At 47.9% G+C, this 24,482-nt stretch carries 25 protein-coding genes; 13 read left to right on the top strand and 12 right to left on the bottom strand.

Annotated features, from left to right (window positions below; genetic code table 11):
- Window positions 1-102 precede the first annotated feature (102 nt).
- From EJL91_RS02315 to EJL91_RS02300, 4 genes are all read left to right on the top strand, one after another.
- Window positions 103-783, top strand: a complete 681-nt coding sequence (locus EJL91_RS02315) for a response regulator transcription factor (RefSeq protein ID WP_125140345.1) — start codon at window positions 103-105, stop codon at window positions 781-783.
- Window positions 780-2,747: a sensor histidine kinase gene (locus tag EJL91_RS02310; protein ID WP_125140344.1), complete on the top strand. Its 1,968-nt coding sequence runs from the start codon at window positions 780-782 to the stop codon at window positions 2,745-2,747. The genes EJL91_RS02315 and EJL91_RS02310 overlap by 4 nt, the downstream gene beginning before the upstream one ends.
- A gap of 42 nt (window positions 2,748-2,789) precedes the next feature.
- A complete protein-coding gene (locus tag EJL91_RS02305; RefSeq protein WP_125140343.1) occupies window positions 2,790-3,785 on the top strand; it encodes a GGDEF domain-containing protein in 996 nt (331 codons plus the stop codon).
- Window positions 3,786-3,875: 90 nt separating this feature from the next.
- Window positions 3,876-5,078: a hypothetical protein gene (locus EJL91_RS02300; RefSeq protein WP_125140342.1), complete on the top strand. Its 1,203-nt coding sequence runs from the start codon at window positions 3,876-3,878 to the stop codon at window positions 5,076-5,078.
- Between the two features lie 233 nt (window positions 5,079-5,311).
- Here EJL91_RS02300 and EJL91_RS02295 read toward each other — a convergent pair whose 3' ends face one another.
- The 3 genes from EJL91_RS02295 to EJL91_RS24480 all read right to left on the bottom strand — a co-directional run bounded on the left by EJL91_RS02295 (window position 5,312) and on the right by EJL91_RS24480 (window position 7,328).
- Entirely contained in the window at window positions 5,312-6,301 is a 990-nt protein-coding gene (locus EJL91_RS02295) for a replication protein (RefSeq protein WP_125140341.1), read from the bottom strand.
- Window positions 6,302-6,599: 298 nt separating this feature from the next.
- Window positions 6,600-6,845 (bottom strand): hypothetical protein, encoded by a 246-nt coding sequence (locus EJL91_RS02290; RefSeq protein ID WP_125140340.1) that lies wholly within the window; start codon window positions 6,843-6,845, stop codon window positions 6,600-6,602.
- Window positions 6,846-7,154: 309 nt separating this feature from the next.
- Window positions 7,155-7,328, bottom strand: a complete 174-nt coding sequence (locus EJL91_RS24480) for a hypothetical protein (RefSeq protein WP_164516734.1) — start codon at window positions 7,326-7,328, stop codon at window positions 7,155-7,157.
- Between the two features lie 150 nt (window positions 7,329-7,478).
- On the opposite strand from EJL91_RS24480, the gene EJL91_RS02285 reads away from it, so the two are divergent.
- Both EJL91_RS02285 and EJL91_RS02280 read left to right on the top strand, forming a co-directional pair.
- Window positions 7,479-7,739, top strand: coding sequence for a hypothetical protein (locus EJL91_RS02285; RefSeq protein WP_125140339.1), 261 nt, complete (start codon window positions 7,479-7,481; stop codon window positions 7,737-7,739).
- Window positions 7,740-7,776: 37 nt separating this feature from the next.
- On the top strand, window positions 7,777-8,118 hold the full coding sequence (locus EJL91_RS02280; RefSeq protein ID WP_125140338.1) for a hypothetical protein: 342 nt from the start codon (window positions 7,777-7,779) through the stop codon (window positions 8,116-8,118).
- Window positions 8,119-8,430: 312 nt separating this feature from the next.
- Here the strand turns inward: EJL91_RS02280 and EJL91_RS02275 are convergent, their stop codons facing one another.
- From EJL91_RS02275 to EJL91_RS02260, 6 genes are read right to left on the bottom strand one after another with little or no spacing between them, the layout of a single operon-like run.
- Window positions 8,431-9,210, bottom strand: a complete 780-nt coding sequence (locus tag EJL91_RS02275; RefSeq protein ID WP_125140337.1) for a zonular occludens toxin domain-containing protein — start codon at window positions 9,208-9,210, stop codon at window positions 8,431-8,433.
- A gap of 11 nt (window positions 9,211-9,221) precedes the next feature.
- Window positions 9,222-9,365 (bottom strand): hypothetical protein, encoded by a 144-nt coding sequence (locus EJL91_RS24475; RefSeq protein WP_164516733.1) that lies wholly within the window; start codon window positions 9,363-9,365, stop codon window positions 9,222-9,224.
- Window positions 9,366-9,584, bottom strand: coding sequence for a hypothetical protein (locus EJL91_RS02270; protein WP_125140336.1), 219 nt, complete (start codon window positions 9,582-9,584; stop codon window positions 9,366-9,368).
- 12 nt (window positions 9,585-9,596) lie between these two features.
- The gene (locus tag EJL91_RS24470) at window positions 9,597-9,749 is read right to left on the bottom strand and encodes a hypothetical protein (RefSeq protein ID WP_164516732.1); all 153 of its coding nucleotides are present in this window, start codon (window positions 9,747-9,749) and stop codon (window positions 9,597-9,599) included.
- Window positions 9,750-9,753: 4 nt separating this feature from the next.
- Complete coding sequence (locus tag EJL91_RS02265; RefSeq protein ID WP_125140335.1) at window positions 9,754-11,052, bottom strand: hypothetical protein; 1,299 nt, start codon at window positions 11,050-11,052, stop codon at window positions 9,754-9,756.
- A gap of 59 nt (window positions 11,053-11,111) precedes the next feature.
- Window positions 11,112-11,369 (bottom strand): hypothetical protein, encoded by a 258-nt coding sequence (locus tag EJL91_RS02260; protein ID WP_125140334.1) that lies wholly within the window; start codon window positions 11,367-11,369, stop codon window positions 11,112-11,114.
- Between the two features lie 127 nt (window positions 11,370-11,496).
- Between EJL91_RS02260 and EJL91_RS02255 the strand changes: the two genes are divergently transcribed.
- The 4 genes from EJL91_RS02255 (at window position 11,497) to EJL91_RS02240 (ending at window position 15,600) form a co-directional block, all read left to right on the top strand.
- Window positions 11,497-12,234 (top strand): tRNA 2-thiocytidine biosynthesis TtcA family protein, encoded by a 738-nt coding sequence (locus tag EJL91_RS02255; protein ID WP_125140333.1) that lies wholly within the window; start codon window positions 11,497-11,499, stop codon window positions 12,232-12,234.
- Between the two features lies 1 nt (window position 12,235).
- Complete coding sequence (locus tag EJL91_RS02250; protein WP_125140332.1) at window positions 12,236-13,291, top strand: tyrosine-type recombinase/integrase; 1,056 nt, start codon at window positions 12,236-12,238, stop codon at window positions 13,289-13,291.
- 324 nt (window positions 13,292-13,615) lie between these two features.
- A complete protein-coding gene (locus EJL91_RS02245; RefSeq protein ID WP_125140331.1) occupies window positions 13,616-14,308 on the top strand; it encodes a response regulator transcription factor in 693 nt (230 codons plus the stop codon).
- The gene (locus EJL91_RS02240; protein ID WP_125140330.1) at window positions 14,305-15,600 is read left to right on the top strand and encodes a HAMP domain-containing sensor histidine kinase; all 1,296 of its coding nucleotides are present in this window, start codon (window positions 14,305-14,307) and stop codon (window positions 15,598-15,600) included. The genes EJL91_RS02245 and EJL91_RS02240 overlap by 4 nt, the downstream gene beginning before the upstream one ends.
- Window positions 15,601-15,626: 26 nt before the next feature.
- Here EJL91_RS02240 and EJL91_RS02235 read toward each other — a convergent pair whose 3' ends face one another.
- The 3 genes from EJL91_RS02235 to EJL91_RS02225 are packed head-to-tail and all read right to left on the bottom strand — an operon-like array spanning window position 15,627 to window position 21,085.
- On the bottom strand, window positions 15,627-17,822 hold the full coding sequence (locus EJL91_RS02235; protein WP_125140329.1) for a serine hydrolase domain-containing protein: 2,196 nt from the start codon (window positions 17,820-17,822) through the stop codon (window positions 15,627-15,629).
- A 4-nt stretch (window positions 17,823-17,826) separates the two neighbouring features.
- A complete protein-coding gene (locus EJL91_RS02230; RefSeq protein WP_125140328.1) occupies window positions 17,827-20,325 on the bottom strand; it encodes an ABC transporter permease in 2,499 nt (832 codons plus the stop codon).
- A 1-nt stretch (window position 20,326) separates the two neighbouring features.
- Window positions 20,327-21,085, bottom strand: a complete 759-nt coding sequence (locus tag EJL91_RS02225) for an ABC transporter ATP-binding protein (RefSeq protein ID WP_125140327.1) — start codon at window positions 21,083-21,085, stop codon at window positions 20,327-20,329.
- Window positions 21,086-21,371: 286 nt separating this feature from the next.
- Here EJL91_RS02225 and EJL91_RS02220 point away from each other — a divergent pair, with 286 nt between their 5' ends.
- The 3 genes from EJL91_RS02220 to EJL91_RS02210 all read left to right on the top strand — a co-directional run bounded on the left by EJL91_RS02220 (window position 21,372) and on the right by EJL91_RS02210 (window position 24,481).
- The gene (locus tag EJL91_RS02220) at window positions 21,372-22,037 is read left to right on the top strand and encodes a response regulator transcription factor (RefSeq protein ID WP_125140326.1); all 666 of its coding nucleotides are present in this window, start codon (window positions 21,372-21,374) and stop codon (window positions 22,035-22,037) included.
- Window positions 22,021-23,541 carry a sensor histidine kinase gene (locus EJL91_RS02215; RefSeq protein WP_125140325.1) on the top strand — a complete coding sequence of 507 codons (1,521 nt, stop codon included), beginning with the start codon at window positions 22,021-22,023 and terminating at the stop codon, window positions 23,539-23,541. The genes EJL91_RS02220 and EJL91_RS02215 overlap by 17 nt, the downstream gene beginning before the upstream one ends.
- Before the next feature lie 79 nt (window positions 23,542-23,620).
- A complete protein-coding gene (locus tag EJL91_RS02210; RefSeq protein WP_125140324.1) occupies window positions 23,621-24,481 on the top strand; it encodes an ATP-binding cassette domain-containing protein in 861 nt (286 codons plus the stop codon).
- Window position 24,482 lies beyond the last annotated feature (1 nt).

Raw genomic sequence — 24,482 nt, 5'->3', positions numbered from 1 at the left:
TAAAGTAAGAGTAAATATGCGAACGGCCCCTGCCGTTCGCATATTGTCATTTAGGGGAATATGAACGATTTTGTTCATAGTGCATAGAGGGGAGGAGAAGCGATGGAACATATTTACCGGCTGCTGGCTGTTGACGACGAACCGGACATTCTGCGTACCAACCAGAAATATTTAGAGTCCAGAGGATACAGGGTGGATACCGCAGCCTGTGCCAAAGACGGCCTGGAGCTTCTGCGCAGATACAGCTATGACTGTATTCTTTTAGATGTCCTGCTGCCGGATTTAAACGGGTTTGAGCTCTGCAAGGCAGTGCGGGCGATTACTTCCGCACCAATCCTGTTTTTAAGCTGTATGGACGATGAAGAAGACAAAATCCGCGGATTAATGTCCGGCGGCGACGATTATATTACCAAGCCATACAGTCTCAAAGAACTGGCCGCCCGTGTATATGCACAGGTGCGCCGCAGCGTTATGAAGGGATTTACCATTGACCATCAGCAGCAGAGCCTGACGGTGGGGAACCGCGTGATATTGCTGTCTCAGAAAGAATTTGACGTATTTCTTTATCTTCTGGGCAATCCCGGCCGTATCCTGTCTCCAGAGGAATTATACCGTGAGGTATGGCGGACAGGCCTGCCGGACACAACGAACTCCATTGCGGTACATATTGCACGGCTGAGAAAAAAGCTGGGTGATGCAGGGCATCTTGTCGGCACCATTGAGACAATACGCGGTGAGGGGTATCTGTTTCACTCCAGGTCAGAAGCGAGGACAAAAATATGAAACGGTTTCTGTTTATGTTTGTTTTAATCATGACGGTCTGTGTCACCCTGCTGTTTACCGCATCGCAGCCTTTTGTCTCGGAAGGCCCGGCCGCTTCTAAAGGGGTGATGGATTTAAGAGAGACCGATTTTACTTCCGATGTCTATGCCCTGTCCGGTGAATGGGAGTTTTACTATGGCTGTCTGTATACCCCTGATGATTTAGGACAGGGAAAAGAAGTGGAGGCAGAGTATATTTCCCTGCCGGGACCGTGGCTGAAGCTCGGATATCCAAGGCTTGGATATGCCACGTACCGTCTGCATATTGAGACCGCCACAGATGATGCGCTGCTTCTTTATGTCCCGGAAATCATGTCATCCTCTGTTATCTGGGTCAACGGCAGGGAGCTTTTTGAAGCAGGCAGGCCGGGCAGCTCGGCGGAGCATACAGTTCCGGGAGTCAGAAACGACCTGCTGGCTGTTGTGCCCATGGACGGTACTCTGGATTTGGTAATTCAGGCGGCCAACTACCATATGAATGGGAGCGGCCTGTTTTATCCGCTTCTCATCGGCCGCGATACGGTGCTGACCCATCACATATTCCGGCAGCGCATTTTGGTAGCGGCTGCCCTTGGCGGCATTTTCTTTATCGGAATTTACCACCTGTTTCTCTTTGCATTCCGCCGCCGGGAGAGGATTTATCTCATTTACAGTGTCACCTGTCTGGTGACCACAATGCGGCTGGCTATGGAAAGCAACAACCTAGTCCAGTATTTTCTGCCGGGCGGGATAGGGCCGGTGCTTAACCGGGTATTTCTGCTTTTATTTACCCTTCAGAATCTGTGTATCTGCCTCTTTATGCTGCAGCTGTTTTCCATCCGGCTGGGCCGGGTCCTGCGGGTAGTATACGGAGCCGCATTCATTTTGCCTATGATATTCATCATCATTCAGAGCGTTCCTTACGCGGTGGCCGTAAACTGGATGTTCCTGGTACTGGTTCCATTTTGTATTTCGGTGTTACTGGTGGTGAAAAACAGAAAAATCGGAAGAGATCCATATCGGCTTTTATATTTTATCAGCCTGATCATTTTCATATTTTTTGGCCCTCTGTCTAAGACAGTCTTTGAGGGGGAACTTTTCGTACCAGGCATAGTCCCAAACATGTTTCTCCTTCTCAGCCAGTGCCTTATGCTCTCGCGAAACTACGCCAAGGCGCATAACGAGGTCGAGCGCGTCAACGAAAATCTGGAGCTTTTGGTGGAACAGAGGACAGAACAGCTCCATAATGCTAATAAGCAGCTGGCTGCCTCCCAGGCGGCGCTCCGGGAAATGATAGCAAATATATCCCATGATCTCAAGACACCGCTGACCGTGCTAAATAACTATCTGGAGCTGCTGGGAGACGGCACGGTTGCCGCCAATGAACAGGAGCGGGCAGAATACCTGGGTATCGCCTATCACAAAAATCTGGATTTGCAGAGACTCATCCATAACCTGTTCGAGGTCACCCGCATGGAGGGCGGCACGGCTGTTTACCGGAAGGAGAGCATTTCTGCCGCCCGGTTGATGCAGGAAGCTGAACATAAATACTGCGAACTGGTTCAGGATAACGGAATTCATTTCTCGGCAGAGTCTGAGGATGGACTGGAACTGAACGTGGACGGCAATAAAATATGGAGCGTACTGGATAACCTGGTCTACAATGCGATCCGTTATACGCCGGAGGGAGGAAGTATTTCTCTCCGGGTCCGGAAAACCGGCGGCGGAACCGAACTTACGGTATCCGACACGGGGGAGGGAATCGCCCCTGAGCACCTGCCGCATATCTTTGAACGTTTCTACAAGGTGTCTCCGGAACGCGGGGAAAAGGACGGTTCCAGCGGATTGGGACTGTATATCGTAAAGACGGTTGTGGAGGCAATGGGCGGTACGGTCCGGGCCGAAAGCGCCCAGGGGAAAGGCACTGTATTTACGATCCGGTTTTAAGCAATTTGAAATTTGCAGCAGGCAGGGCAGGGAGTGTGATGAATGGATAAAACGAATATTTCACAAGAGGAAAACGGCGGTAAAAACGCGCTTTACGGACAAAGAGATACATTAACGGGATTTTTATGCCGGGACGCCATGGAGACGGAGGTGGACAGACTGCTCGCAGGCAAGCGTCCCGGTTTACTGCTCATTATGGATATAGACAACTTCCAGCACATCAATGAGGAATATGGCCATATGGCAGGAGACATGTTCCTAAGAAAACTGCCGGAAATTATGGGATATTATTTCTTTAAGAAAGATGTTATCGGACGTATCGGCGGAGATGAATTTTCAGTCTTTATCTCCGGGACTGAGAAAAAAGACTTTCTCTACGGTAAAATGGGAGGAATGCAGGCCAGAATCAAGCAGGCCGCTCAAAAAATGGGACTGGAATATCTTGAGGTAACAATAGGGGCAGCCGTAACGGAAAACAGAGACACGTTCCAGAGCTTATGCAAACGAGCGTCTCTTGCCATGCGCTCGGGTAAAGCAGGGCAGAGAAAAGAGGTTAATTTTTATCATGGCGCACTGGAACACAATGACAATGAGGCGGAGATGGGCTGCCTAAAAGCAGAGCGCTTTGACGATCTAAAATATGTCTGCCGCCAGCTGGAAGGAATAAATAGTTGCGGAATGGACGTCGGACAGGACTACCTGAACTTCCTGGCTGTCTGCCGATTCCTGAAAAACAGGTTTTTCCGGACAGGATTCTGTGCCCAGTTGGTGCTGATATCCTTATCGGAACAGCACGGCTGTTTTATCGGTCTGAGAGAACGTGACTTTTTAGCAGATCAGTTAAAGAAGAGCATCCGATGCGCCCTCCGCTCCAGTGATATTTTCATCCAATACAGCTGCTGCCAGTTTCTGGCCGTAATCCCGGACGCCGCCCCGGAACATGCGGCACTGGTAGAAAACAGAATAAAAGAGGCATTCCGCAGCCGTCTCCCCGACCGGTCCGATATCATACTTGTTTTCAGTTTCCACCCGCTGTAACAGTGATTGATTTGTCCATTTCCATGTGGTACTATTTCAATAAGAACAAAAGGCTTATTGGCGGCGAAGCCGCTGGAAGGGGGCGTGGCTGTGGGCATAGTGGATAGAAGCGCTGATTTAGTAAAAAGCTACAGGAAGGGGAATCACGATTTGTATTATATGGAGGCCGGACAGGTAAATCGAAGTCCGTCTATTTCATCTTCATCCGGTAAAATAGGAGCCCTGGGAAATTTGAAGACGGAATCCGGCCGGGAGGATAAATTGCCGGCACAGATCCTGAGACGAAACAGGGATATTGCCGAATTATCCCCAGACCGGGATACGTCCGTCTCCGATACTGCAATTTCCGATCTGTTTGATATCCTTTCAAAGGATTATCCGGGAATTACATTTCTTGCTGAAAAGCAGAGCGGGACACACAATATCAGACAGATGGCGGCCGAACTGGGACGGGGCACGTATCTGGTTGTCAGCCGGGAATTCTTAGAACGGATGGCAAGAAGCCGGGAAGATTATGACGCATGCAGGACAGCCCTGGCCGAGGCTTTGAGACAGTTATCGGCAGGGGGAAAAGACATGGAGGCACGGGGAATTTACCTGAGTGAGTCTAAAGCAGTTTCCTGGTATATCCCTGAACAGTCGGAAACAGACGCAGCAAAGAAGATGGCCGACGCATTAAAGAAAAATATGGCGAACTCCTCCGGAGGTCCTGAAAGCTGGGCACAAAAACCGGAGGAAAATGATTTCAGTAAAAGGGTGCATGTCTCTTATTCCTCCATGAATCATTTCTCCAGCCTCGCGAGAGCCGGTTCCAAAGGAGAAGTAAAGAAAGTCATGAGTGATGTTCACCGGAGTATCAATAACCTCCGTCTTGCCGCTGTTTATGGGGATGAAAAGGAGCGTGTGAAAGCTGGGAGGGCTATGCGTTCTCTTAAGAAGCTTCTCGCCAGGGGAAGCAAAAAGATCAGAAAGCTAGATCAGGAAGAGCTTTTGGGAGTAAGGAAAAAACATGCGGAGAAGGCCCGTAAGGAAAAGCGGGTCAGACAGATTAAACTGGAGCTTAAAAAGCGGCGTTCCGCCCGGAAAGGAGCGGACTACAGTCTTATCCGCGAGGGACTTTCCGATCAGTATATGATTCTGGGAGACAGACACAGCCGGAAAGATTATGAATCAAAATTCCCGGGAGAAAATGTAGATTTTTATGGCGGCTTTACGGACATCAGGGCCGGAATGTCCGTAGGAATGGAGTTTACCGCATCAGAAGTTATTATTTCCGGGGAAACAGTATTTTAAAAACGTGACAATTTTCACATTATGAGATTACTTCCTTTTTTGAATTGATTTTTATGTAGAGTAGTGTTATACTACCTATATCCAACTATTCGTGAAAGTCATAGGTCTTTCACGAAAACGGAAACGCAGTGCGAGTGGTAGTTGACAGCGCGCGGACATTCATTTTCCCGCTGTTGGGAGCGCGCCGCCCGTCAACTATTTGTGAAAGACAAACTTTCACCGAATAGTTGCATTTACACTGCAAAGGGAACTTTTTCATAATCAAGAAGACTATAAAACCCATCTTTTCCCATCTCTATTTTTTGAGTCTTTATTTCCCCACCTGCCTGATAATTAACCACCTTATTAATACGTCTTAAAAACGCAAACCACGTAGAGGGATAATCTATTTGAACGCCTGTATACTGCTGACTTAATGATATATTTGTTGTGATATAAACCTTTGTAAAACATGAAAACTTATTATTATAACGACAAGGCAGTTCCAAAGGATATCCGTCAAGATAATTAAGCATATCCTGAATTGGAAAACTAGAGCGGAATTCCTCAAATATTATTACATCCTGACCATGATAATTATCAAAAGGGTGAGAATAATCTGTAACACGGAAGACATTTGAATAACCATACTTTTCCATAATACTTCTCGTTTTTCCTGTACCCGTATCACCATAGATATAGGACACCTGTAATTCCCGGAATTCATTCTTATACTTTTCTTGATTCAAGACTTGCCTAACTCTATCAAGCTTATCAAGATTTAAGAGACTTTCAGGCATCTGCTCCAAAATATCATAATCACTTAAACCCTCTTTTATCATGCAATATAAATCATCGATATCGTTTCTTTTTCCCTGTCTTTCCATAGGCATTTCTCCAAACTCTTCAAACGTTCCCGGAACAGATGTTTCTGATTTTTTATTATCCTTCCACTTCCCTGTCTTAGAGACATATTCCATATTCTGTTGAGCCGTTCCTTTTGCCATTTCTATGTGAGACCCTTCAAAGTTTTTCTTAACTGTCGAAAAGCGTATACCGCCTTTACCATGCAAATATACATGTGTATGATATGTACCTTCTTCTCCAACTTCATCGGCCATACACCAGTAAATTACAGATGACATAGTACCAACAATTTCTCTCAATTTATCGTGTGTAAATCCCTTTTCAACCGGGTTATTAATTGTCAATTGCCATTTCCTTGACTGTGTATCCTTTGCCATTTCTCCGACCTCCATTTTTGTTTTTTCGCCACCGTTGCGACTGCGACAAGTGCGACACGTTGCTGTCGCGGTGGAGTTTTTGTAAGTTTGACAAGGCCTGCCGAAGGTTGCGACAGAAGTCTGGGGTAATACTAAGCCCCAGACTTACCGGGAGGGGAGCGGGTAAGGTGTTGGCGGGAGAGTGCGCCCACCAACACCAGCACACATGATATGCCTGTTATTTTTTTGTCAAGGGGAGCGTATTCTGTCCTATAGAACAGGACAGAATCTTCCTCCTATTCCTTGACAAAAGGGAAGGTTATTTCAGGACACGTAAGCCCTGAACATAACCGCGGTTATTATATTCAATGTCTACGTTTGTATTAAGCGTAACATTGCACAGTTCCGGGAGATTAAGCTGAGAGCTTAAAAACACCTTATCAACAGCGGTTCCCTCAACCTGAGCGTCCGTAAATTCTACGTGTAACGATGTACCAGACACAGGCTGACCTGTCTTCTTACTTGTGTAGTTAATAATCTGAATTCCTACAACTTTAGCTTTCATTTAAACACCATCCTTTTTATTATTCTATTGTCAAAGAGCCAATCAGGGCTTTTACATCAACCTGATTGAATAGCATCTTATAGCTATCTAAATCCATCATGAGGGTTCCCGATGCACCCACAACAACCGCTTGAATATATAGAAAACAATCTACCTAACAGCCACGCAAAAACTGTCACCACCTACCATGTATCAACCCTATATACCGTTCCATCGTATGGCAAAAATGAGAGATACCCTTGATTGTTTCCTCCACTCTGACTTTACACGGGCTTGTGACCGTCCTAGGCGTCATTAAAGGGGAGGGGACTAAACCCCTGCCTCATTACAAGATTCTAACGCTTTTTTTAATTCCGTTATCAGCTTAAGTTCAAAAAACGAACAATCCACATCATGCTCATTCTCACTAAGCGAAGCATTCATAAATTTCCGAAGAACATCATCTGAAAAACGATTTAAAACCGCCTTTTCCTTTTTTGTCATTGCTTAACCCTCCCTTTATGTGATAAACTCTAATTGATTTGTTATATATATCTTATCACACTTGTGACAAAGTGTATATAGGCACTTGTGACAAAGTGCAATGATATTTTTTGTGCACTTGTGACAAAGTGTAAAGGAGGAAAACATACAATGAGTAATTTTGACAAACAAAAATACGACAATGAATACGCAAAACAAAATTATGACAGATGTATATTCAACGTACCAAAAGGCCAAAAAGCCGTTATAGAAGAACATTGGAAAGCATTAGGATATAAGTCCCTAAACGCCTATGTAAACGACCTTATAAAACGCGACATGGAGAATAGCGGAAGAGCAGAAAAGTCCATTAATGTACAGCATAACAACGGCGTAGTAATAGGAGACAATAACGGCACTATTAACATGTAAAAAGCCCCAAATAGTAAACACAGGAGATTAAAGAAAAATGAATGCAACAATAGCAATTGGCATTTTTATTCTTAGCATTGTTCTATTTTATCAATACAAACCTAAAGAGTCAGAAGTAAAAACAAAAGAAATAGAAACAAAAAAAGAAGAAAACATTTCCATTGAAGAAAACAAGTATCAAGAAAATATAAACAAAAAGGAAACCGAATCAACAGTTATAATCGAAGAACTTAAAAAGATAAATCAAACCCTATCTTTTTTTAGAGATATTATAACAATAATCATAATATTTACTGTTATAAAATATATAGTAATCATAATATTTTTCACTAAAACAGCAAATGGCATATCAGAGGTTTTAAACACAATGTTTAGATAAACTAAACAAAAGTTAATACAGAGACAAACACCTATGAATGGCAAGAATTAATGATAAAATTTAGGCATACTAAACTTACATTTTAACCAATTAAAAAAATTACAAACACAAATAAAAACACCATCATACAGTATGCCAATAAAAAAACATTGACAAGAAATTAGCGGCCGTCCCCGCGAGCGCCTACGCACATCACGCGGGAACGACGGAACCGCACTATAAACGGCTTAATATAATAACCCCAAAACAACAAAAATGACATATACATATAAGTAAAAGTATGATTCTAAATGTATCGTTCATGCAAACCTATCACTTTCTAAATATCATTTTCTTACCCTTCTTAGTAAGGTTATCAGGCATTACTTTATCAGGCATACGACTCGCAAGAATCTCATCATTAGAAAGAAAATCCGTCTTCTTTGCATTATCAATAATCTCGTCTGTATCATAGGCATTATAAAGCCTATTCGTAGCAAGATAGCAGTATTTCCACATTGACTTAATTGCAAATTGAGCCGGGGTATTTTCATAGTCCCAACCATCATACGCATAGTTAAGACAGATACGCCAATACTTACGGCAAACAACAACTTCAGCCGTGATATCCCTTAAAAGCTTGTCAACATGGGCAAACCGTTGTGCCGTACAAACAAGCTGTTTCCGATTCTTCCGACACTGTAAAAGCTGGAAGAGAAGATTAATGTTAAAGTCTTTCCAACTACGGGCATTAAACACAGTAGAGACTTCGTCAATTAAAACTATCGTGTTCGCCGGAGCATCAATTATCTGCTGATAGTTCACAAGAGGCGTGTATTCTATGTCCTTTAAAACTATATTACTAATGACATTAAGATGATAACGTAAAGCCTGAGAACGCACATAGCGAACCGCAGACAAAGACTTTCCAGTGCCGAACATACCAACGTAAATACGTAAACCAAAACCAGACCATTCCTTCCATTTTCTATACCTGAAATAATTGAAAATATCAGCAGGAGCGAAGCGGAGTGACTTAAACGCCGTCAACATAATACTAATAGGCCACCGGAGCAAGTAACCAATGATAAGGCCAGCTAAAAGAAAAAGCATTCAAGCACCCCCTATCGAAAATTCCCAGCGTTCATACTGGCCTGAATCACCATAATGACAGTACCAAACACTACACAAAACGCAAAGAAAGAAGCAAGGTTAGCAACCGTAAGACCAGAACCGTCAATCAATATAAAATCAATAAATTCTTTCATTTATTTAAACCTCCTGACTATCAAAACATACACAAAAACCATACAGAACACCGCCAAAAACGAAAAGTGAAACGCCTGAATATCATCACGTATCGTGTCCAACGATACCAGCTCTGAGGATGTCGCCACCAATTCCGACGCTGACGCAGGAGCAGAAGAGTAGAGCGCGGGACCCGACGGTGGGGCATAAGGCGTAGAGTCAAATAATTCATCATCCAAAAGAATCACCTCCTATTTGAAAAATCCATAAACAAGACGAACCACACAATAAGAAAGCGACGTAAAGACAAACAATTGCCACAACGTTATATCAAAACCAAAAAGCGATATAGGTAATTGCATCATTGAATAACAACCGCTAAAAATAGCTTTCATTCCACTCATGCTTCTACCTCCCAAAAATCCGAAGGACAATCACCAAAAGAATACCTAAACCAATCACTGTTATAATGTCGGGCGGAAGGAACGAAAACAATTGCGAGAGAAAAGAGGGTATCTGACCAACACCGGACATAAGCCCCATGAGGGAATCAAAAAACGAATTAATAATGTTGGGTATATTTTTCAAAGAATTAAGCAAATTTTGAATCGGATTGCTATCCTCCGAAGTACCAGAATCAACAAGATTACCGTCCTTGTCATAATCATCATAATGTTCACCGTCAGATGTCCACTTATCCTTGTATTCATCGTCCAAACCACCAGACAAACCTAAGTCAGTATCATCTTTAGGATATTCAGTGGTAACGGTATAACCATCATATTTGCCGAATAAATTCTGCTTCACATGTACGGTCGCTATCGGGCCGACTTTTAGGTTTCCATCGTCACCATAACGACAAAACTGCAAGCGGTATTCAAGGACTTTATTTAGGACTGTACCATCCATAATCTTCGACGATAGTTCGTCGGTTCCAACACTATAACGGCCAGAGCTTGCATTGTATTTATCATCGGCCGATAGAAGCGGTATCGTGCTATCCTCAAAGAACTGACCCGTATCCGCAAAAACCACTTCCGCAACGGAATAGACACGGAGGAAAAGCGGAGGAGATGCTACACCATTTGACCATGATAAAGTGTGTTCCCACTTAGAACCAACGCCCAAAAATCCACCTACTGATTCAGATTTAAACTGAACGTTTTGAGGGGCTGGAATCGAAGAATCATAGACGATTGAAGAAGTAGTTCCGCCACTGCCTGAATCATCTTTACCTAATTCAAAATCATCCTTAGTCCACGGCTCACCGTCATTAGAATCATAATATATAACTGGTAAATTAGCATCGAATGTAAATGGAGCCGTATAGGTAAGTTCCTGATAAGCTGACATATTACAAAGATAATAATTGCCAACTTGCCTAGGGGTATAAACTTTAGCCCCATAAGAATTCTCATTTTCCCAATCAGTAGAGTTAGAATAATTAGCACGATAATAGGAATAAGTAAACGGCGTATCAGAAACAAAATACAAATTAACATTATGATAAATATCTTCACCCGCGTTACGCCCAGCATATAAATAGACATTACCCTCACTAAAAGCACAACCAGCATGATAATAGTAAGATGTATTATGGCCATAACGAATCCTATAGGTATATTGCGAATCCGAAGCAAACGCAACAAACACCATTGAAAAGCAAAAAAACAAAGACATAATCAAAACAGAAAATCTCTTAATCATAAAAACACCTCCCTTTATTCAAAAGCGGAGAGCAGTTGCCCTCCGCAATCGAACCTTTTTTAATTGGCCGCCTTTTTACCACCACGGAATACTTTAAAGGCCATAAGTGCAAGACCACCAGCTAAAAAGTAGACTAACGGGGGCTGAGTAAGTAACGTCATAACCGAAGATACCATAGTCATAACCGAAGTAACAGAACCAGTTACGTCCGCAGATTCAGACGCTAATGCAGGAAATGCGGAAGACACAACCATAAGCCCAGTAGCAACTGGAACCGCGCGATATTTTACAATCGCATTCATTACCTTTTCTTTCATTAAAAAAATCCTCCTTTGAGATTGATATTTATATAGAGTAGTGTTATACTACCTATATCCAACTATTCGTGAAAGTCTACTTTATCGAATAGTTGTACGTCAAACATACAAAGGAGCCAATTACTCTATGAAAATCCAACGTCTGCTCAGTCTCACCCGCCAGGCCATTGATGACTACGGCCTGATTGGGGCCGGGGACAAAATTGCGGTCGGCATCTCCGGCGGTAAGGACAGCCTGACTCTGTTATATGCATTACAGGGCCTTCAGAAGTTTTATCCAAATAAATTTGATTTATGTGCAATTACAGTTGACTTAGGATTCAGCGGTTTCGATTTATCACCTGTTAAATCGCTCTGTGAAGAATTATCCGTGGAATACACCGTAGTGCCAACGGAAATTGGAAAAATTCTTTTCGACACGCGCAAAGAATCCAATCCCTGTGCACTGTGCGCCAAAATGAGAAAAGGCGCTCTCAATGAGGCAGCCATCCGTCTCGGATGCAATAAAATTGCCTATGCGCATCACCGTGACGATTTAATCGAAACGATGCTTTTATCCCTGATCTATGAAGGCCGGTTTTATTCCTTTTCCCCGGAAACCTTTCTGGACCGCACGGGACTTACAGTGATCCGTCCCATGATATATGTAAATGAGGCCGATGTCATAGGATTTAAGAACCGGTATCAACTGCCGGTATGTAAAAATCCCTGCCCGGTGGACGGAAAAACAAAACGCGAATATGTTAAACAATTAACAAGACAATTAAATCTGGACGCGCCTGGCGTTAAGGAACGTTTTTTTCATGCCATCACAGAGGGTAATATAGATGGCTGGCCTCAAAAGCGTATAAAGGAGTTGATTTAATATGGGAAAGCCACTCTCTTACCATGAACAGGAAACACTTGAGAATACGAAAAGGCTGCGCCAGATGATGAAGGAACTTCCACCCTTCTGCGCCGATTTTTTCCGGGGTATTGAGCCGCGCACTTCTTCCCGCACAAGAATTGCTTATGCCTACGACTTAAAAACTTTTTTCGAATTTTTGAAGAAACAGAATCCCCTCTTTGCGGACTATAAAATGCAGGACTTCTCTCTCACTGTCCTGGATGAGATCCAACTGATGGATTTGGAAGAATACATGGAATTTCTGAAATGCTATTCCACAGACAAAAAAGAGGACCTCATCAACACGGAACGAGGTATTATGCGAAAAATGTCCTCTTTAAAGAGCTTTTATAATTACTTTTACCGCAGGGAACGCATTAAAAACAACCCTGCCGCCCTTGTCGAACTTCCCAGGCTGCACGAGAAGGAAATTATCCGCCTGGAAGTCGATGAGGTTGCAAAACTCCTGGATCAGGTGGACGAGGGCGACCACCTGACGGAAAAACAGAGAGAATTCCATGTGAAGACACGCCTTCGCGATCTGGCCCTGATGACTCTTCTTCTGGGAACCGGAATCCGTGTTTCGGAATGTGTCGGCCTGAACCTGGACGATATTGATTTTGGAACCGGAGGCCTCAAAATCCACCGCAAGGGCGGAAAAGAGGTAATAATCTACTTTGGTTCCGAAGTAGAATTTGCCCTAAAAGATTATATCGACGAGCGGAAACATGTGACGCCCGAACCAGGCCATGAATCCGCACTCTTCCTCTCTCTGCAGAGAAAACGGATGAATGTCAGAAGTGTGGAAAATCTCGTCAAAAAATACGCCCGCATCGTAACTCCCTTAAAAAAAATCACGCCCCACAAGCTCAGGAGCACGTACGGCACCAGCCTTTATCGCGAAACCGGTGATATTTACCTGGTTGCCGATGTACTGGGACATTCGGACGTAAATACGACTAAAAAACATTATGCGGCGCTGGAGGACGAGCGCCGGCGCAGTGCGCGGAACAAAGTACAGCTGCGGGATAATTAGGCGGGAATCCGAAAGGTTTAAAATATCCAAAGATAAAAATGGGTAGAATTTTGACATTCTGCCCATTTTTTTAACAGTCAAAGAATTAATTTTGCAATCTCACTGCTGCACTCTAATCATTTCCATCACAGTTCCCAGGGCATCGTCCGTCTCGATGTCCGGCACAGTTCCATGCTCCATGTTGCATAATTCGTTTCAAATGGATACCTCCTGATTTTTTCTGTGTTCATTATACCATAAAATGCTCGGTGCGGCCATCCGCTTTCCTTTTAAATCTCTCCATGATATAATAACAGGACTAGAACACCCCAAGGAGAATTTTACATGCATTATGACTGTCTTATTGTGGATGATGAGCTGGCTATCGCCCAGTCCACCAGTGAATATTTTAACCTGTTTGAAGTTTCCTCCGCCTATGTGACCGGCTATAGGGAATGCCTCGAGTTTTTGAGGGATAACACGGTATCCGTCCTTCTTCTCGATATCAATCTGGGAGAACAGTCCGGTTTTGCCCTGTGCAAGAAACTGCGGGAAAATCTGGACATCCCTATCCTTTTTATCAGCGCCAGAACAAGTGATGACGATATTCTGACCGCCTTAAACATTGGGGGCGACGACTATATCCAGAAACCCTACACCTTGAGTATTCTACTTGCAAAGGTAAAGGCGGTGCTGAAACGCTGCGCACAGACGACGGCCGCGGACAACAGCCCCCTGACGAGCGGACGTGTCACCATCGATTTGCCGGGACATAAGGTCTTTGTGGACGGCGCTCTCATCCGTCTGAAAGAGATGGAATTTAAGCTCCTGGTTTATCTGGCCCAAAATCCGGGGCGCGTCATTCCAAAGGAAGAACTGCTCGGCCAGGTCTGGCCGGACCCTTACGTCGCGGAGGGAACTCTTTCGGTCCACATCCGTCATCTGCGGGAAAAGATTGAGGAGGATCCCAATCATCCGAAACGGATTGTGACCGTCTGGGGCACCGGATACCGTTTTGATGCGGAGGAACGCGTATGATCCGTAAACGGTGGCTCTTCCTGGCTCTCATTCTTTATCTTTTCCTCGGCGGTATGGTTCTTCACTCCCTCACTGCCGAAATCCGCGAAACACCGGTAGATATGGTGGCGATCAACCGTATTGTGCGCGGGACGGCGGATGCCTGGGAGTCCCGGAAGTTTGAAGTTCCCGGCGGATTGTCTGAGGAGGACGGGATTTCTTATGATTACGCAGTCCTAGACAACCGGGGAACGCTTCTTTTTGCAACTTCCGCCGCGGCTCCCTCCTCGGTCCATGATGCCGTTTCAAACCATCAGACCGTTCTTAATATAGAAAACGGCGGGGGCGTTGTTGGTAAGGTTCTAATTCGCACCTCCTACGGCGAACTCCTGTCAAAAAGCCGGAGGCAGCTCATAACCGCCGCCCTCTTTTTCCTGGCACTGATCGCCGTTCCGGCCGGACTTTATTTCTTATATTTAAACCGCCGCGTCATCCGGCCCTTTCTGGAATTGAAGGATTTTGCCCGCCATGTGGCGGCCGGTAATCTGGACTTTCCGCTGCCGATGGATCGCGGCCATATTTTCGGGGCCTTTACGGAGAGTTTTGATCTGATGCGCGAACAGCTCAGGGAGGCCAGGCAGCGGGAAGCTGAGGCAGACAGAAGTAAAAAAGAGCTGATTGCGTCACTGAGCCACGATATCAAAACGCCGGTGGCCTCCATCAAGCTGGTCAGCGAACTGCTGCTGGCAACGGAGGCTGAAGGAAAGACCAAGGATAAAATTGGAACCATCTATGAAAAGGCAGGGCAGATTGACCGCCTGGTCACCAATTTGTTCCAGGCATCCCTGGAGGACCTGGGTAAAATGACGGTAAATCCGGCCGAGGAAAGCAGTGAACTTCTGGCTCCGATGATTCAAAGCGCCGATTACTGTGAGCAGGTGCGGCTCGATCCGGTTCCGGGCTGTCTTCTTTTCATGGATACCCTGCGTATTTCTCAGGTCATTGATAATATCATCCACAACTCCTACAAATATGCGGATACAGCCATCCATGTCTCATCCACTATGACAGGCAGCGGACTGTCATTAATATTCCGGGACTTCGGAAAGGGAGTCCCCGATGAGGAACTCCCTTTCCTGTTTCAAAAATACTACCGGGGCAGCCGTCAGGCCGAAGAAAAGACCGAGGGCTCCGGGCTGGGACTCTACATCTCCCGTCTTCTGATGGAGCAGATGGGCGGCGATATAAAATGCCGTAACCTCAAGGATGGATTCGCCGTGGAGGTGCTGATTCCTTTTGCCGGCGCTTCATGATGCCGTGAGAAGCTAATGCTTCAGCGTTACTGAACCGCAGGCGTTATCATGAATTCATCTCCTGTCTCCCCCGCAAACGCGATCAGGCCTTTTGCGGGAAGCAGGAATGATTCGCCGTCCCCAATCAGCCAGGAACTGGCCACACACTTCATCGTTTTGCCGCTGTGGTCATAGACATACCAGGCGCCGGAATCCGGTTTTTTAATCGAGACCGGACGTCCCTCCTGCTCTTTTCCAAATCTACTCCACCGCGTATCACCGTCCTTCCCTATCACGATCGGCTGACCGCCCACGGTAAGAATTCCGACTCCGTCCTCACGGATAAAACGGTAACTCTCATTTTCAAGATATACGTTCCCATCCCGCATTCGGATTCGGTAATCGCTCAAATCCCGGCCCGCCTGTCCCGGGAGCTCCTGAAAGAATCTGGCTTCCTCCTCGGAAGTAATGGCTGCCATCCGCATTTCATTGGAATCAAAGGTCAAATATCCGGCCGTTTCTTCTCCCACCAGCGGCTCCACCATAAAATGCGACAGGTAAAAAGAGGAGGTGCTCTTCTCGCTCACCAGATAGAATTCTTTTTCATTCTGTTCCTTCCACATTTCCGGGACTTCTGTTTTCTTTGCATCTCCCATTTCAGCCTGCATGGTTTCCCCCTGTTCTAATTCAGCCTGTTCTGTCTTAACCTGCCCGGTTTCGGCCTTCCTTTCCGTACTCTGTCCTACTGTAAGCTGTTCCGCCACCGGCAGATAAACCGCCGTGTTTCCTAACTTAGGGTATGTTTCAAAGGTACCGGCCATCAGACGGTTTATCCCGTCCTCTCCCCTCCTGAATTCCAGGAATGTTTTCCCTGTCCTGCCGTCGCTGCTTCTTACAAGCCGGCCCGACATATCCATATAATTGCCGTTTGTGGAGTAAAACCGGCCGTCGTCCCGATAGGTATAGACCTGGCGTTTGTCTCGCTTTGTACCGCGGTTTTCCAGTGTCAGGGTTCCGTCACTCCCCATGGAGAGCGACAATAAGCCGCTTCCCGCATAAAACCCTCCGCATGCTGTAAGTTCCCCCGGAATTTCACCCGCAGCCTCTGATTCTCCTCCGACCGTCATATCCTCCGGTTCCCTGACAATCCGTCCGGTCTCCTCCAGATATTCCATCAGTATTTCCTGAGCGGCAATCTGGGCGGCCACGCTGGAACCGCCGCTGGTCACCACAGCACAGGACACATTTTCCTCAGGCAGAACGGTCAGGCTTGAATGGTAAAACGTGGTGTCTCCGCCCTTAACCAGCGCCTTGATGCCGTAACGGCTGAACGGATAGGTATTCACGCTGTCCCAGCCCAGACCGTAAGACAGTGTGGAATCGATATGTTCCGGATTCACCGCCTCTTCGTAGGAGCTCTCCTCCATCTCCCGTGCGGCCTGCTGCGGAAGAAGCCCTGCTGCCGCGCCCTGGTCCCTCATAAACAGACGGGAAAACAGGCACAAATCGGCGGCAGTGGCATAGACGCCTCCGCTGCCGATGACATTTGCCATCTCGGGCGGAAGCGGCTCTCCGGTCTGGGTATCATACACCGCGGCCGCGCGTTTAAGAATATCCGGTGTCTGCGGCGTGGCTAAATTTTCAAGCCCCAGAGGCGCCGCAAATTCATGCTCTATATATTCTGTAAAACTCATTCCGCTGACACGCTCTACAAGGAGCTCCGCCAGAGTGAAACCGTCGTTGCAGTAGGTGGAAAATTCCCCCGGATCGGCTTTCAGCCGCTGCGTTTTCAGTTTTTGAAGAAGCATATCGTGATTGTATGTGTCCGAATCCCCCAGAAGCATGGAGTTCGTAAGTGTCCCTCCCTGGAGGCCGGAGCTGTGGTTTAAAAGCATGCGCGGCGTGATCAGGACATAACGGGGATCCTCCATTTCAAATTCCGGAAGATAACGGATAAGCGGTTCGTCGAGAGACAATTTTCCTTCTCCGTCCAGTTTCATGACGGCCGCGGTCACTATGACCTTGCTGGTGGAGCCGATGCCGTAGAGTTTTTCCCGGCTTTGGCCGGATTTCATCCCGCTGTTTCCGGCGGACGTAACCAGAGCCTCCCCGCTGCGGCCAGATGCATTCAGAGCTTCCCCACCACGGCCGGACAAGGCCAAAACTTCCCCGCCAAATCCTGATATGGGCAGAACAGCGGCCAGACCGAGCGCAGCGGCGCCCATTTTCCATCTTTTTCTCATATTATCACTCCTCCGTCAGCAGCCCGTAGACTGTAATTCCCTTGATTTTCCGTGCCAATGCCATGGAGACGGCAAATGCGGCGGCCACGATGATGATTCCCATACCGGCCATCAACCAGGGATTGATCGCCATCTTCAGATTGGAAATGCCGAGCCGTTCGAACAAAGCGCTGGCCAGGCGGTTAACGCCCATGGAGGCCAAAATGCAGCCGAGCAGGGTTCCGCCTACCGAAATGGGGAGAAAGCTGGCTGCAATCATTTCCATCAACTGTCGGTCCGTATATCCCATCGCCTTGTAAATTCCAAACTCCGTCCTCTGGCGCACCAGAATGGAGCGAATCACCATGTAGAGCACCAGAATAATCATAAAAAATGTTCCGCCCAGAATGACAACCGACATCACTCCGATGGAGGAAGCGATTGTATCCACATTACTGACAAACAGCTTTTGGTTATTTTCGACCCGGTCGATGACAAAGCTGTCTGTACTGCCGGAAAGCACAATCTCACCGTCCGCCATCAGGGCATACTGGGCGCTGTCCACGCCATAGGAGGACAAAAGCGCGGCCATTTTCTCCCTGGCCTTTCCCGCAGCGTCCTTCTCCCGCCTGTTCTCCGCCGTACTCCCGGAGGGGGACAGTACCTCAAACCGTTCTTCCATTTTCCCGATAAAATCCTCTATCACGATTCCCGGTTCCAGGTAGACGGAAATTGTGTGCTTCTTATAAAACGGAGAGACCCTCTTCATCCCGTCCAGATTCAGATAACACTGACGGCCGAAGTTGCTCATACTCTGCCCCAGGCCGCTGATGACATACTCTGCCACGCCTTGTTCCGTCTGGACGCTGACCGTGTCCCCAACCGACTTTCCCCAGGCCTTGGCAAGCACGCCGGTGATGGCAATTTCATTATCGTACTTCGGAAAACTTCCCTCATAAACTTCCACCATCTCCATCTTGCCGTAATCGTCGGACAGGTAGCAGGTCAGGAGTTCCCCGTTTACTTTGGCCGATCCCGTCTCGTAGAGATTCGTCTTCCTCACCCCGTCCATGGCCTCTATCTCCGAAACCAGGGCGCCGTAATCCGTGTGGGGCGCCGTGTAAACCATGATATCACTGATTTCAAACCCGGTCAGCTTCCGGACCAGTTGATCGTCCTTTCCCATATTCCACCAGGTAATAACTGCAAACCCGCAGGCAAAGGCAACACCTGTAAAAATGCATCCCACCATCAGATACGTCTTTTTCTGGTACATCATATTTTTAACTCCCAGGGCCAACGGCAGTTTCCCCGCCGTCCTCTCCAGAGGAAAATAATTTTTCTCAAAGCTGTGTGTTTTCATTCCCCCGCGCAGCGCTTCAATCGGAGGGATTTTTGCCGCCCTTCCCGCCGCTTTTACAGACACAATCAGAACAATTCCCATAATTACAAGGGCGCTGATTAAATCGGTGCTCCCGTGGGGACCTCCTGCCCATGAGACGCCTACCGAGCTGGTGATGATTCCCCCCAGCCCCGCAATGACCGCATAGGATGCCAGGGCTCCGAGAACCGTGCCAATGGTACTGATAATCAGGAACTCCACGGCAATGGACCATCTGAGCTGGTTCCCGGTATATCCGATGGCGCTCATGGCTCCCAGGCTGCTCATCTGGGCCTCGATATGATTGCGGATGTGGAAACGCATGACGATCACGGCCACTAACACCATGAGGAAGGAGAAGATAAACAGCACGGCCGACAAAAGGCTGACCACCATTGTGCTGCCCTGCCGCATTTCATTGATGGAGAAATCCATAACATCCGAAGTCAGGGAAATCGCTTCAATATTGATATCCGTATTTTCCTTGAAATCCTGACGGATCGCTTCCACATCCCCCTGGTCTTTTACCCGGACCCTGAGCAGATATCCGCCGCCGATCATCTCGAAAAGCCGGTCATAGGTCTTCTGCGGAACATAGATGTCCACAAGGCTGCTCACGGAGGACTGAAACCACGTAGACTGGGTAAAACCGGCAATCCTGAATTCCAGAATCTGCTTATTATATTCCAAAACCAGCCTGCTGCCCAGCCGGTATCCCATATCCTTGAAAAATACCGGGACATATACGGCCATGCTATCCCCTATATCTGCCGTTTCCATTATCTCATACCCCTCGGCGGTACCCATGCCATCCATTGGAATAAAATCGGGAGAAATAACGCCCCCATCCGGGAAGCTGGCCATATTCATCATTACGGCCTCCACGGTCTCTGCCGATTCGACGCGGCCGTCTTCCAGGAAATAGTCCAGATATTCATCCTGATAGGAATTGCCCATAAACCGGACAATGTAGTGAGCCCCATTTAACCGGTCGTTCTCCCGATCGTAAAAACTGCCCACTCCGGCCAGCAGGGTAAGCCCCACATCGAACATGGCGGCGGCCAGCATGATCAGGATACCCATGGAGACGGCAACGCCTTTTTTCTTACGGATACCGGCACGGGCAATCATCCAAACCGCCATATCACCACCCCATTTCATCTAAAAATGCGCCAAGCTTCTGATGGCGCGCCCCGTCGCCGTGCTCATACGTTCCAAGCATGCACTCCCCGCAGACCACACCGTCCTTCAGATACAGGATACGGTTCGCCCGCCTGGCTGTTTTCACATCGTGGGTCACCACAACCAGGCTCTGCCCCTGACGGTTAAGCTCCGTCAGTGTGTTGAGGACCTGGGTTCCAAAGGCCGAATTTAACGCTCCGGTGGGTTCGTCCGCAAATATCATCTTCGGTTCATTGATCAATGCCCGTACAATCCCCACTCTCTGCGCTTCCCCTCCGGAAAGCTGTGCCGGGAATTTGCCCAGATCCTCTTCCTGAATCCCAACCCGGGAAAGAAGCGTCTTTGCCCTGGCAGCCGTCTTTCTGCGGTCACGGCTTATCAAAAGTCCTGCTGCCAGCACATTATCCAGCACGCTCATATTATCGAGCAGGTGAATCTGCTGGAACACAAAGCCGCAGTTCTTTCTCCGGAATACCGCCAGCTCACTGACGTTCATCCCTGTAATCACCGTATCCCCGTAACAGACAGTCCCCAGCGTCGGGCGATCCATACCCGAAAGTGCATAGAGAAGGGTGGATTTTCCCGAACCGGATGCTCCCATAATCACGGTAAAATCCCCCTCGTATATACTCAAATCCAGGTTCTTTAAAACGTGCTGCTGGCGGCCGCCGGAGGAAAATGTTTTACACAATTTATTGGTCTGAATGATAATCTGTTTCATAAAGTTACTCCTCTCACTGCGATATAACCATTATAACCAATCGCAATTCAAAAATCTTTAGAGAACTTCTGCCTGATTCTTATCAGTTTCTTAACTGTTTCCACTGCGCCTTCCATAAGAAGCTTACGGTTTTATAAAATCCATACGAAATTCAAATTAGAATGATATACTGGAGTAAAGACGGCGTCATTGCATGGAGTCCGGGTTATTGACACCCCGCAGGAGGAGGCATGGCGTCTCTGAACCGTAACGACACTACACTTTGATATAAAAGGAGGCATTATTTATGAAACAAATACTGGTGATTGAGGATGATCCTGATATCCAGGAAATGCTCTGCGCTTACCTGCGGGATGCAGGATACGGAGTGTCGGCGGCCGGTGACGGCGTGGAGGCGCTCGACCGTTTCCGTCATGGAACCTGGGATTTGCTTCTCTTAGATCTGCTTCTTCCAAAGATTGACGGCTACGGAGTGTGCGAACTCATCCGCAGGGAATCCAATGTGCCGATTATCATGCTGACGGCGCTGGATGCGGAAGAAAACCAGATAAAAGGATTTGACCTTCAGATAGACGACTATGTGCCCAAGCCGTTTTCCATGCCGATACTGCTGAGAAAAATCGCCGCGATTCTGCGCCGGACCGGAGGTGAAACGGAAACCCACAGCCTGGCCTACCGCGATATCATCATGGATCTTGATGATTACCGGGTAAACGTAGCGGGGGAGGAAGTCAGCCTGACCGCCAGGGAATTCGAGGTACTGAGAGAACTGCTTCAGCATCAGGGACGTGTCCTCACCCGCTCCGTGCTGTTGGGACAGCTCTGGAATTATGACTTTCTCGGCGACGAAAGGATCGTGGACAGCCACATGAAAAACCTGAGGAAAAAGTTGAACCGTGATTATATAGAAACAGTGAGAGGAGTTGGATACCGGGTTGAAAAAATTCATTGATTTTATTGATATCCGCAAGAGCCTGACGGCGCGTATTTTTCTGATGACGGTGCTGATTCTCCTGGCGGCCGTCAGCGCAACCTATCTGTTCATCGCCTGGGCCACGCCGCTCTCATACCGCTCCATCGCCACGGACGAACTGAGCCAAAAGGCGGATGAACTTGTAAAAGAACTTCAGAATATCCCCTTTGAGTCATGCGAACCTATACTAAACCGTTTCTCAGAGAAAAACAATCTGGAAGTTGTGGTTTCGGACGATACGGACGAGACTGTTTTGATTTCATATGGAACGGGAATTTCATATGGAACGGGAGTTTCCTCCCAATCGGTGTCAACGTCGATCGTGGCTGCTTCCGTCATGACAACGGAGGATTCAGGCATTGCCACCGCAAGAGCCGGTGTGGATGACTCGATCATAGAGGAAGGAATCGCGATGTCCTCGACGGACTGGGACCGTACCATAAAGTTTGCCGGAAGCGACAGGCCCTATAAACTGAGCCTCGTCACGGATATGAGTGAGATTAATCAGACGACGGAGGCCATGCGGCGCGTTCTGCCGCATCTCATCCTGGTGATGTTTGCGCTCTCACTGTCCGGGGCATTCCTTTACTCGCACTTCATCACCCGGCCAATCGTGCGGCTTAGCCGCATCTCCAGAAAGCTGGCCGCGCTGGACTTCACCTGGAAGTGTACGGGGACGCGCAGAGACGAGATCGGCGTGCTGGAACGGAACATGGACGAACTCTCAGGCCGCCTCGCTTCGGCCCTTGACGAGCTGAAGGAGGCCAACGTTTCCCTGAAGCGCGACATCGAGCGGGAGCGGGAACGGGAACAGCAGCGGTCTGCTTTTTTTGCCGGCGCCTCCCATGAACTGAAAACACCCGTCACGGTGCTGAAAGGGCAGATATCCGGCATGCTGGCCGGAGTGGATATTTACCGGGACCGCGACAAATACCTGGCCAGATCTCTGGCAGTGACCGGCCGAATGGAAAAGCTGGTTCATGAGATGCTCACAATCGCCCGCATGGAGGCGGACGGCGGCGCTATAAGCCGGGAGACTCTCAATTTATCGGAACTCGTCCGCGGCCAGGCGGATATGGCTCTTGATTTGGCAGGACTTAAGGAACAGCAGATTTTTTCACAGCTAGAACCTGATGTGATGATATCCGGGGATCCCCTCCTGCTTGGCCGTGTCGTCTCGAACCTTCTGGCAAACGCACTGAACCATTCTCCCGAAGAAGCTCTTGTATGGATCCGGCTGACCATGGAATCCACCGGCCCGGTCCTGGAAATCGAAAACAGCGGCTGCCGGATTCCCAAAGAGGCTCTTCCCCAGTTGTTTGAGCCGTTCTATCGTGTCGATGTCTCACGGAGCCGGGAGACAGGCGGAAGCGGCCTGGGCCTTTATCTCGTAAAAATGATACTGGACCGGCACGGCGCTTCCTGTCAAATCGCCAATACGGCGGCCGGGGTCGCGGTGACGGTCTCTTTTCTCTCCACATAAAATCCATATTAAATCCACCGTAGCTGCAAACGGAATTGATAGACTGGAAACACAGTAAATACACAGAGGAGAGAAACCTATGCAAATCGCCATTGAACATCTGAATCTAGTTTATCCAACCGGAAAGAAAGCGCTGTCCGATATCAGCCTGACGCTTCAAAGTCCCAGCCTGATCGGCCTGCTTGGACCCAACGGGGCCGGAAAATCCACTCTGATGAAACTCTTAGTCGCCAGTCTGCTGCCCACTTCCGGCTCCATAACCGTTGACGGGGAACCCCTGGGAAAGTGTGAACGTGAGCTGAAAGCAAAGCTCGGCTGCCTTCCCCAGCACTTTGGCCTCTATGACGAACTGACGGTATGGCAGTTCCTGGATTATATAGCCGCCCTCAAGGGAATCAAAGACAGCAGGGCCGCCATAAACGCCTCGATCGAAGCCACCGGCCTGGAGGAAAAACGCAAAGCCCGGATCCGCACCCTGTCCGGCGGGCAGCGCCAGAGAGTGGGAATTGCACAGGCGCTGTTAGGAGAACCGGAATTTCTGATTTTCGATGAGCCGACGGTCGGCCTCGATCCCGAGGAACGCATCCGTTTCCGCAACTTTTTCTCACAGACGGCACAGAACAAACTGGTGCTTCTGTCCACCCATATCATTGAAGACGTGCAGTCCGTGTGCAATCAGTTAATCGTTATAAGTCACGGGCAGATTCTGTTTGCAGGAACACCGGAGGCGCTGATCCGGCAGGCACAGGGCCATGTGGGCGTCTTTCTGGAACGGGACGGAATGAAGGCCGACCCTGCCCTGCACATCACATCCCGGATCAATACGGCCTCCGGCATCCTGTGCCGCGGCGTGGCCGACATGCTGCCCGAAGCGGCGCAGGACGCCGAACCTACTCTGGAGGATGCCTATCTCTATCTGATTACGCGGGAGGGGAATTAAT

Source organism: Clostridium transplantifaecale, from assembly GCF_900626075.1.
Lineage (GTDB): Bacteria > Bacillota > Clostridia > Lachnospirales > Lachnospiraceae > Otoolea > Otoolea transplantifaecalis.
The sequence above is the reverse complement of the archived record's forward strand: the minus strand, read 5'-3'. Positions and strand labels throughout refer to the sequence as shown.

What these genes read in the sequence shown, in the direction of transcription:
- EJL91_RS02315 (WP_125140345.1), top strand. Translation starts at nt 103, where the DNA reads ATGGAACATATTTACCGGCTGCTGGCTGTTGACGACGAACCGGACATT.
- EJL91_RS02310 (WP_125140344.1), top strand. Translation starts at nt 780, where the DNA reads ATGAAACGGTTTCTGTTTATGTTTGTTTTAATCATGACGGTCTGTGTC.
- EJL91_RS02305 (WP_125140343.1), top strand. Translation starts at nt 2,790, where the DNA reads ATGGATAAAACGAATATTTCACAAGAGGAAAACGGCGGTAAAAACGCG.
- EJL91_RS02295 (WP_125140341.1), bottom strand. Translation starts at nt 6,301, where the DNA reads ATGGCAAAGGATACACAGTCAAGGAAATGGCAATTGACAATTAATAAC.
- EJL91_RS02290 (WP_125140340.1), bottom strand. Translation starts at nt 6,845, where the DNA reads ATGAAAGCTAAAGTTGTAGGAATTCAGATTATTAACTACACAAGTAAG.
- EJL91_RS24480 (WP_164516734.1), bottom strand. Translation starts at nt 7,328, where the DNA reads ATGACAAAAAAGGAAAAGGCGGTTTTAAATCGTTTTTCAGATGATGTT.
- EJL91_RS02285 (WP_125140339.1), top strand. Translation starts at nt 7,479, where the DNA reads ATGAGTAATTTTGACAAACAAAAATACGACAATGAATACGCAAAACAA.
- EJL91_RS02280 (WP_125140338.1), top strand. Translation starts at nt 7,777, where the DNA reads ATGAATGCAACAATAGCAATTGGCATTTTTATTCTTAGCATTGTTCTA.
- EJL91_RS02275 (WP_125140337.1), bottom strand. Translation starts at nt 9,210, where the DNA reads ATGCTTTTTCTTTTAGCTGGCCTTATCATTGGTTACTTGCTCCGGTGG.
- EJL91_RS24475 (WP_164516733.1), bottom strand. Translation starts at nt 9,365, where the DNA reads ATGAAAGAATTTATTGATTTTATATTGATTGACGGTTCTGGTCTTACG.
- EJL91_RS24470 (WP_164516732.1), bottom strand. Translation starts at nt 9,749, where the DNA reads ATGAGTGGAATGAAAGCTATTTTTAGCGGTTGTTATTCAATGATGCAA.
- EJL91_RS02265 (WP_125140335.1), bottom strand. Translation starts at nt 11,052, where the DNA reads ATGATTAAGAGATTTTCTGTTTTGATTATGTCTTTGTTTTTTTGCTTT.
- EJL91_RS02260 (WP_125140334.1), bottom strand. Translation starts at nt 11,369, where the DNA reads ATGAAAGAAAAGGTAATGAATGCGATTGTAAAATATCGCGCGGTTCCA.
- EJL91_RS02255 (WP_125140333.1), top strand. Translation starts at nt 11,497, where the DNA reads ATGAAAATCCAACGTCTGCTCAGTCTCACCCGCCAGGCCATTGATGAC.
- EJL91_RS02250 (WP_125140332.1), top strand. Translation starts at nt 12,236, where the DNA reads ATGGGAAAGCCACTCTCTTACCATGAACAGGAAACACTTGAGAATACG.
- EJL91_RS02245 (WP_125140331.1), top strand. Translation starts at nt 13,616, where the DNA reads ATGCATTATGACTGTCTTATTGTGGATGATGAGCTGGCTATCGCCCAG.
- EJL91_RS02240 (WP_125140330.1), top strand. Translation starts at nt 14,305, where the DNA reads ATGATCCGTAAACGGTGGCTCTTCCTGGCTCTCATTCTTTATCTTTTC.
- EJL91_RS02235 (WP_125140329.1), bottom strand. Translation starts at nt 17,822, where the DNA reads ATGAGAAAAAGATGGAAAATGGGCGCCGCTGCGCTCGGTCTGGCCGCT.
- EJL91_RS02230 (WP_125140328.1), bottom strand. Translation starts at nt 20,325, where the DNA reads ATGGCGGTTTGGATGATTGCCCGTGCCGGTATCCGTAAGAAAAAAGGC.
- EJL91_RS02225 (WP_125140327.1), bottom strand. Translation starts at nt 21,085, where the DNA reads ATGAAACAGATTATCATTCAGACCAATAAATTGTGTAAAACATTTTCC.
- EJL91_RS02220 (WP_125140326.1), top strand. Translation starts at nt 21,372, where the DNA reads ATGAAACAAATACTGGTGATTGAGGATGATCCTGATATCCAGGAAATG.
- EJL91_RS02210 (WP_125140324.1), top strand. Translation starts at nt 23,621, where the DNA reads ATGCAAATCGCCATTGAACATCTGAATCTAGTTTATCCAACCGGAAAG.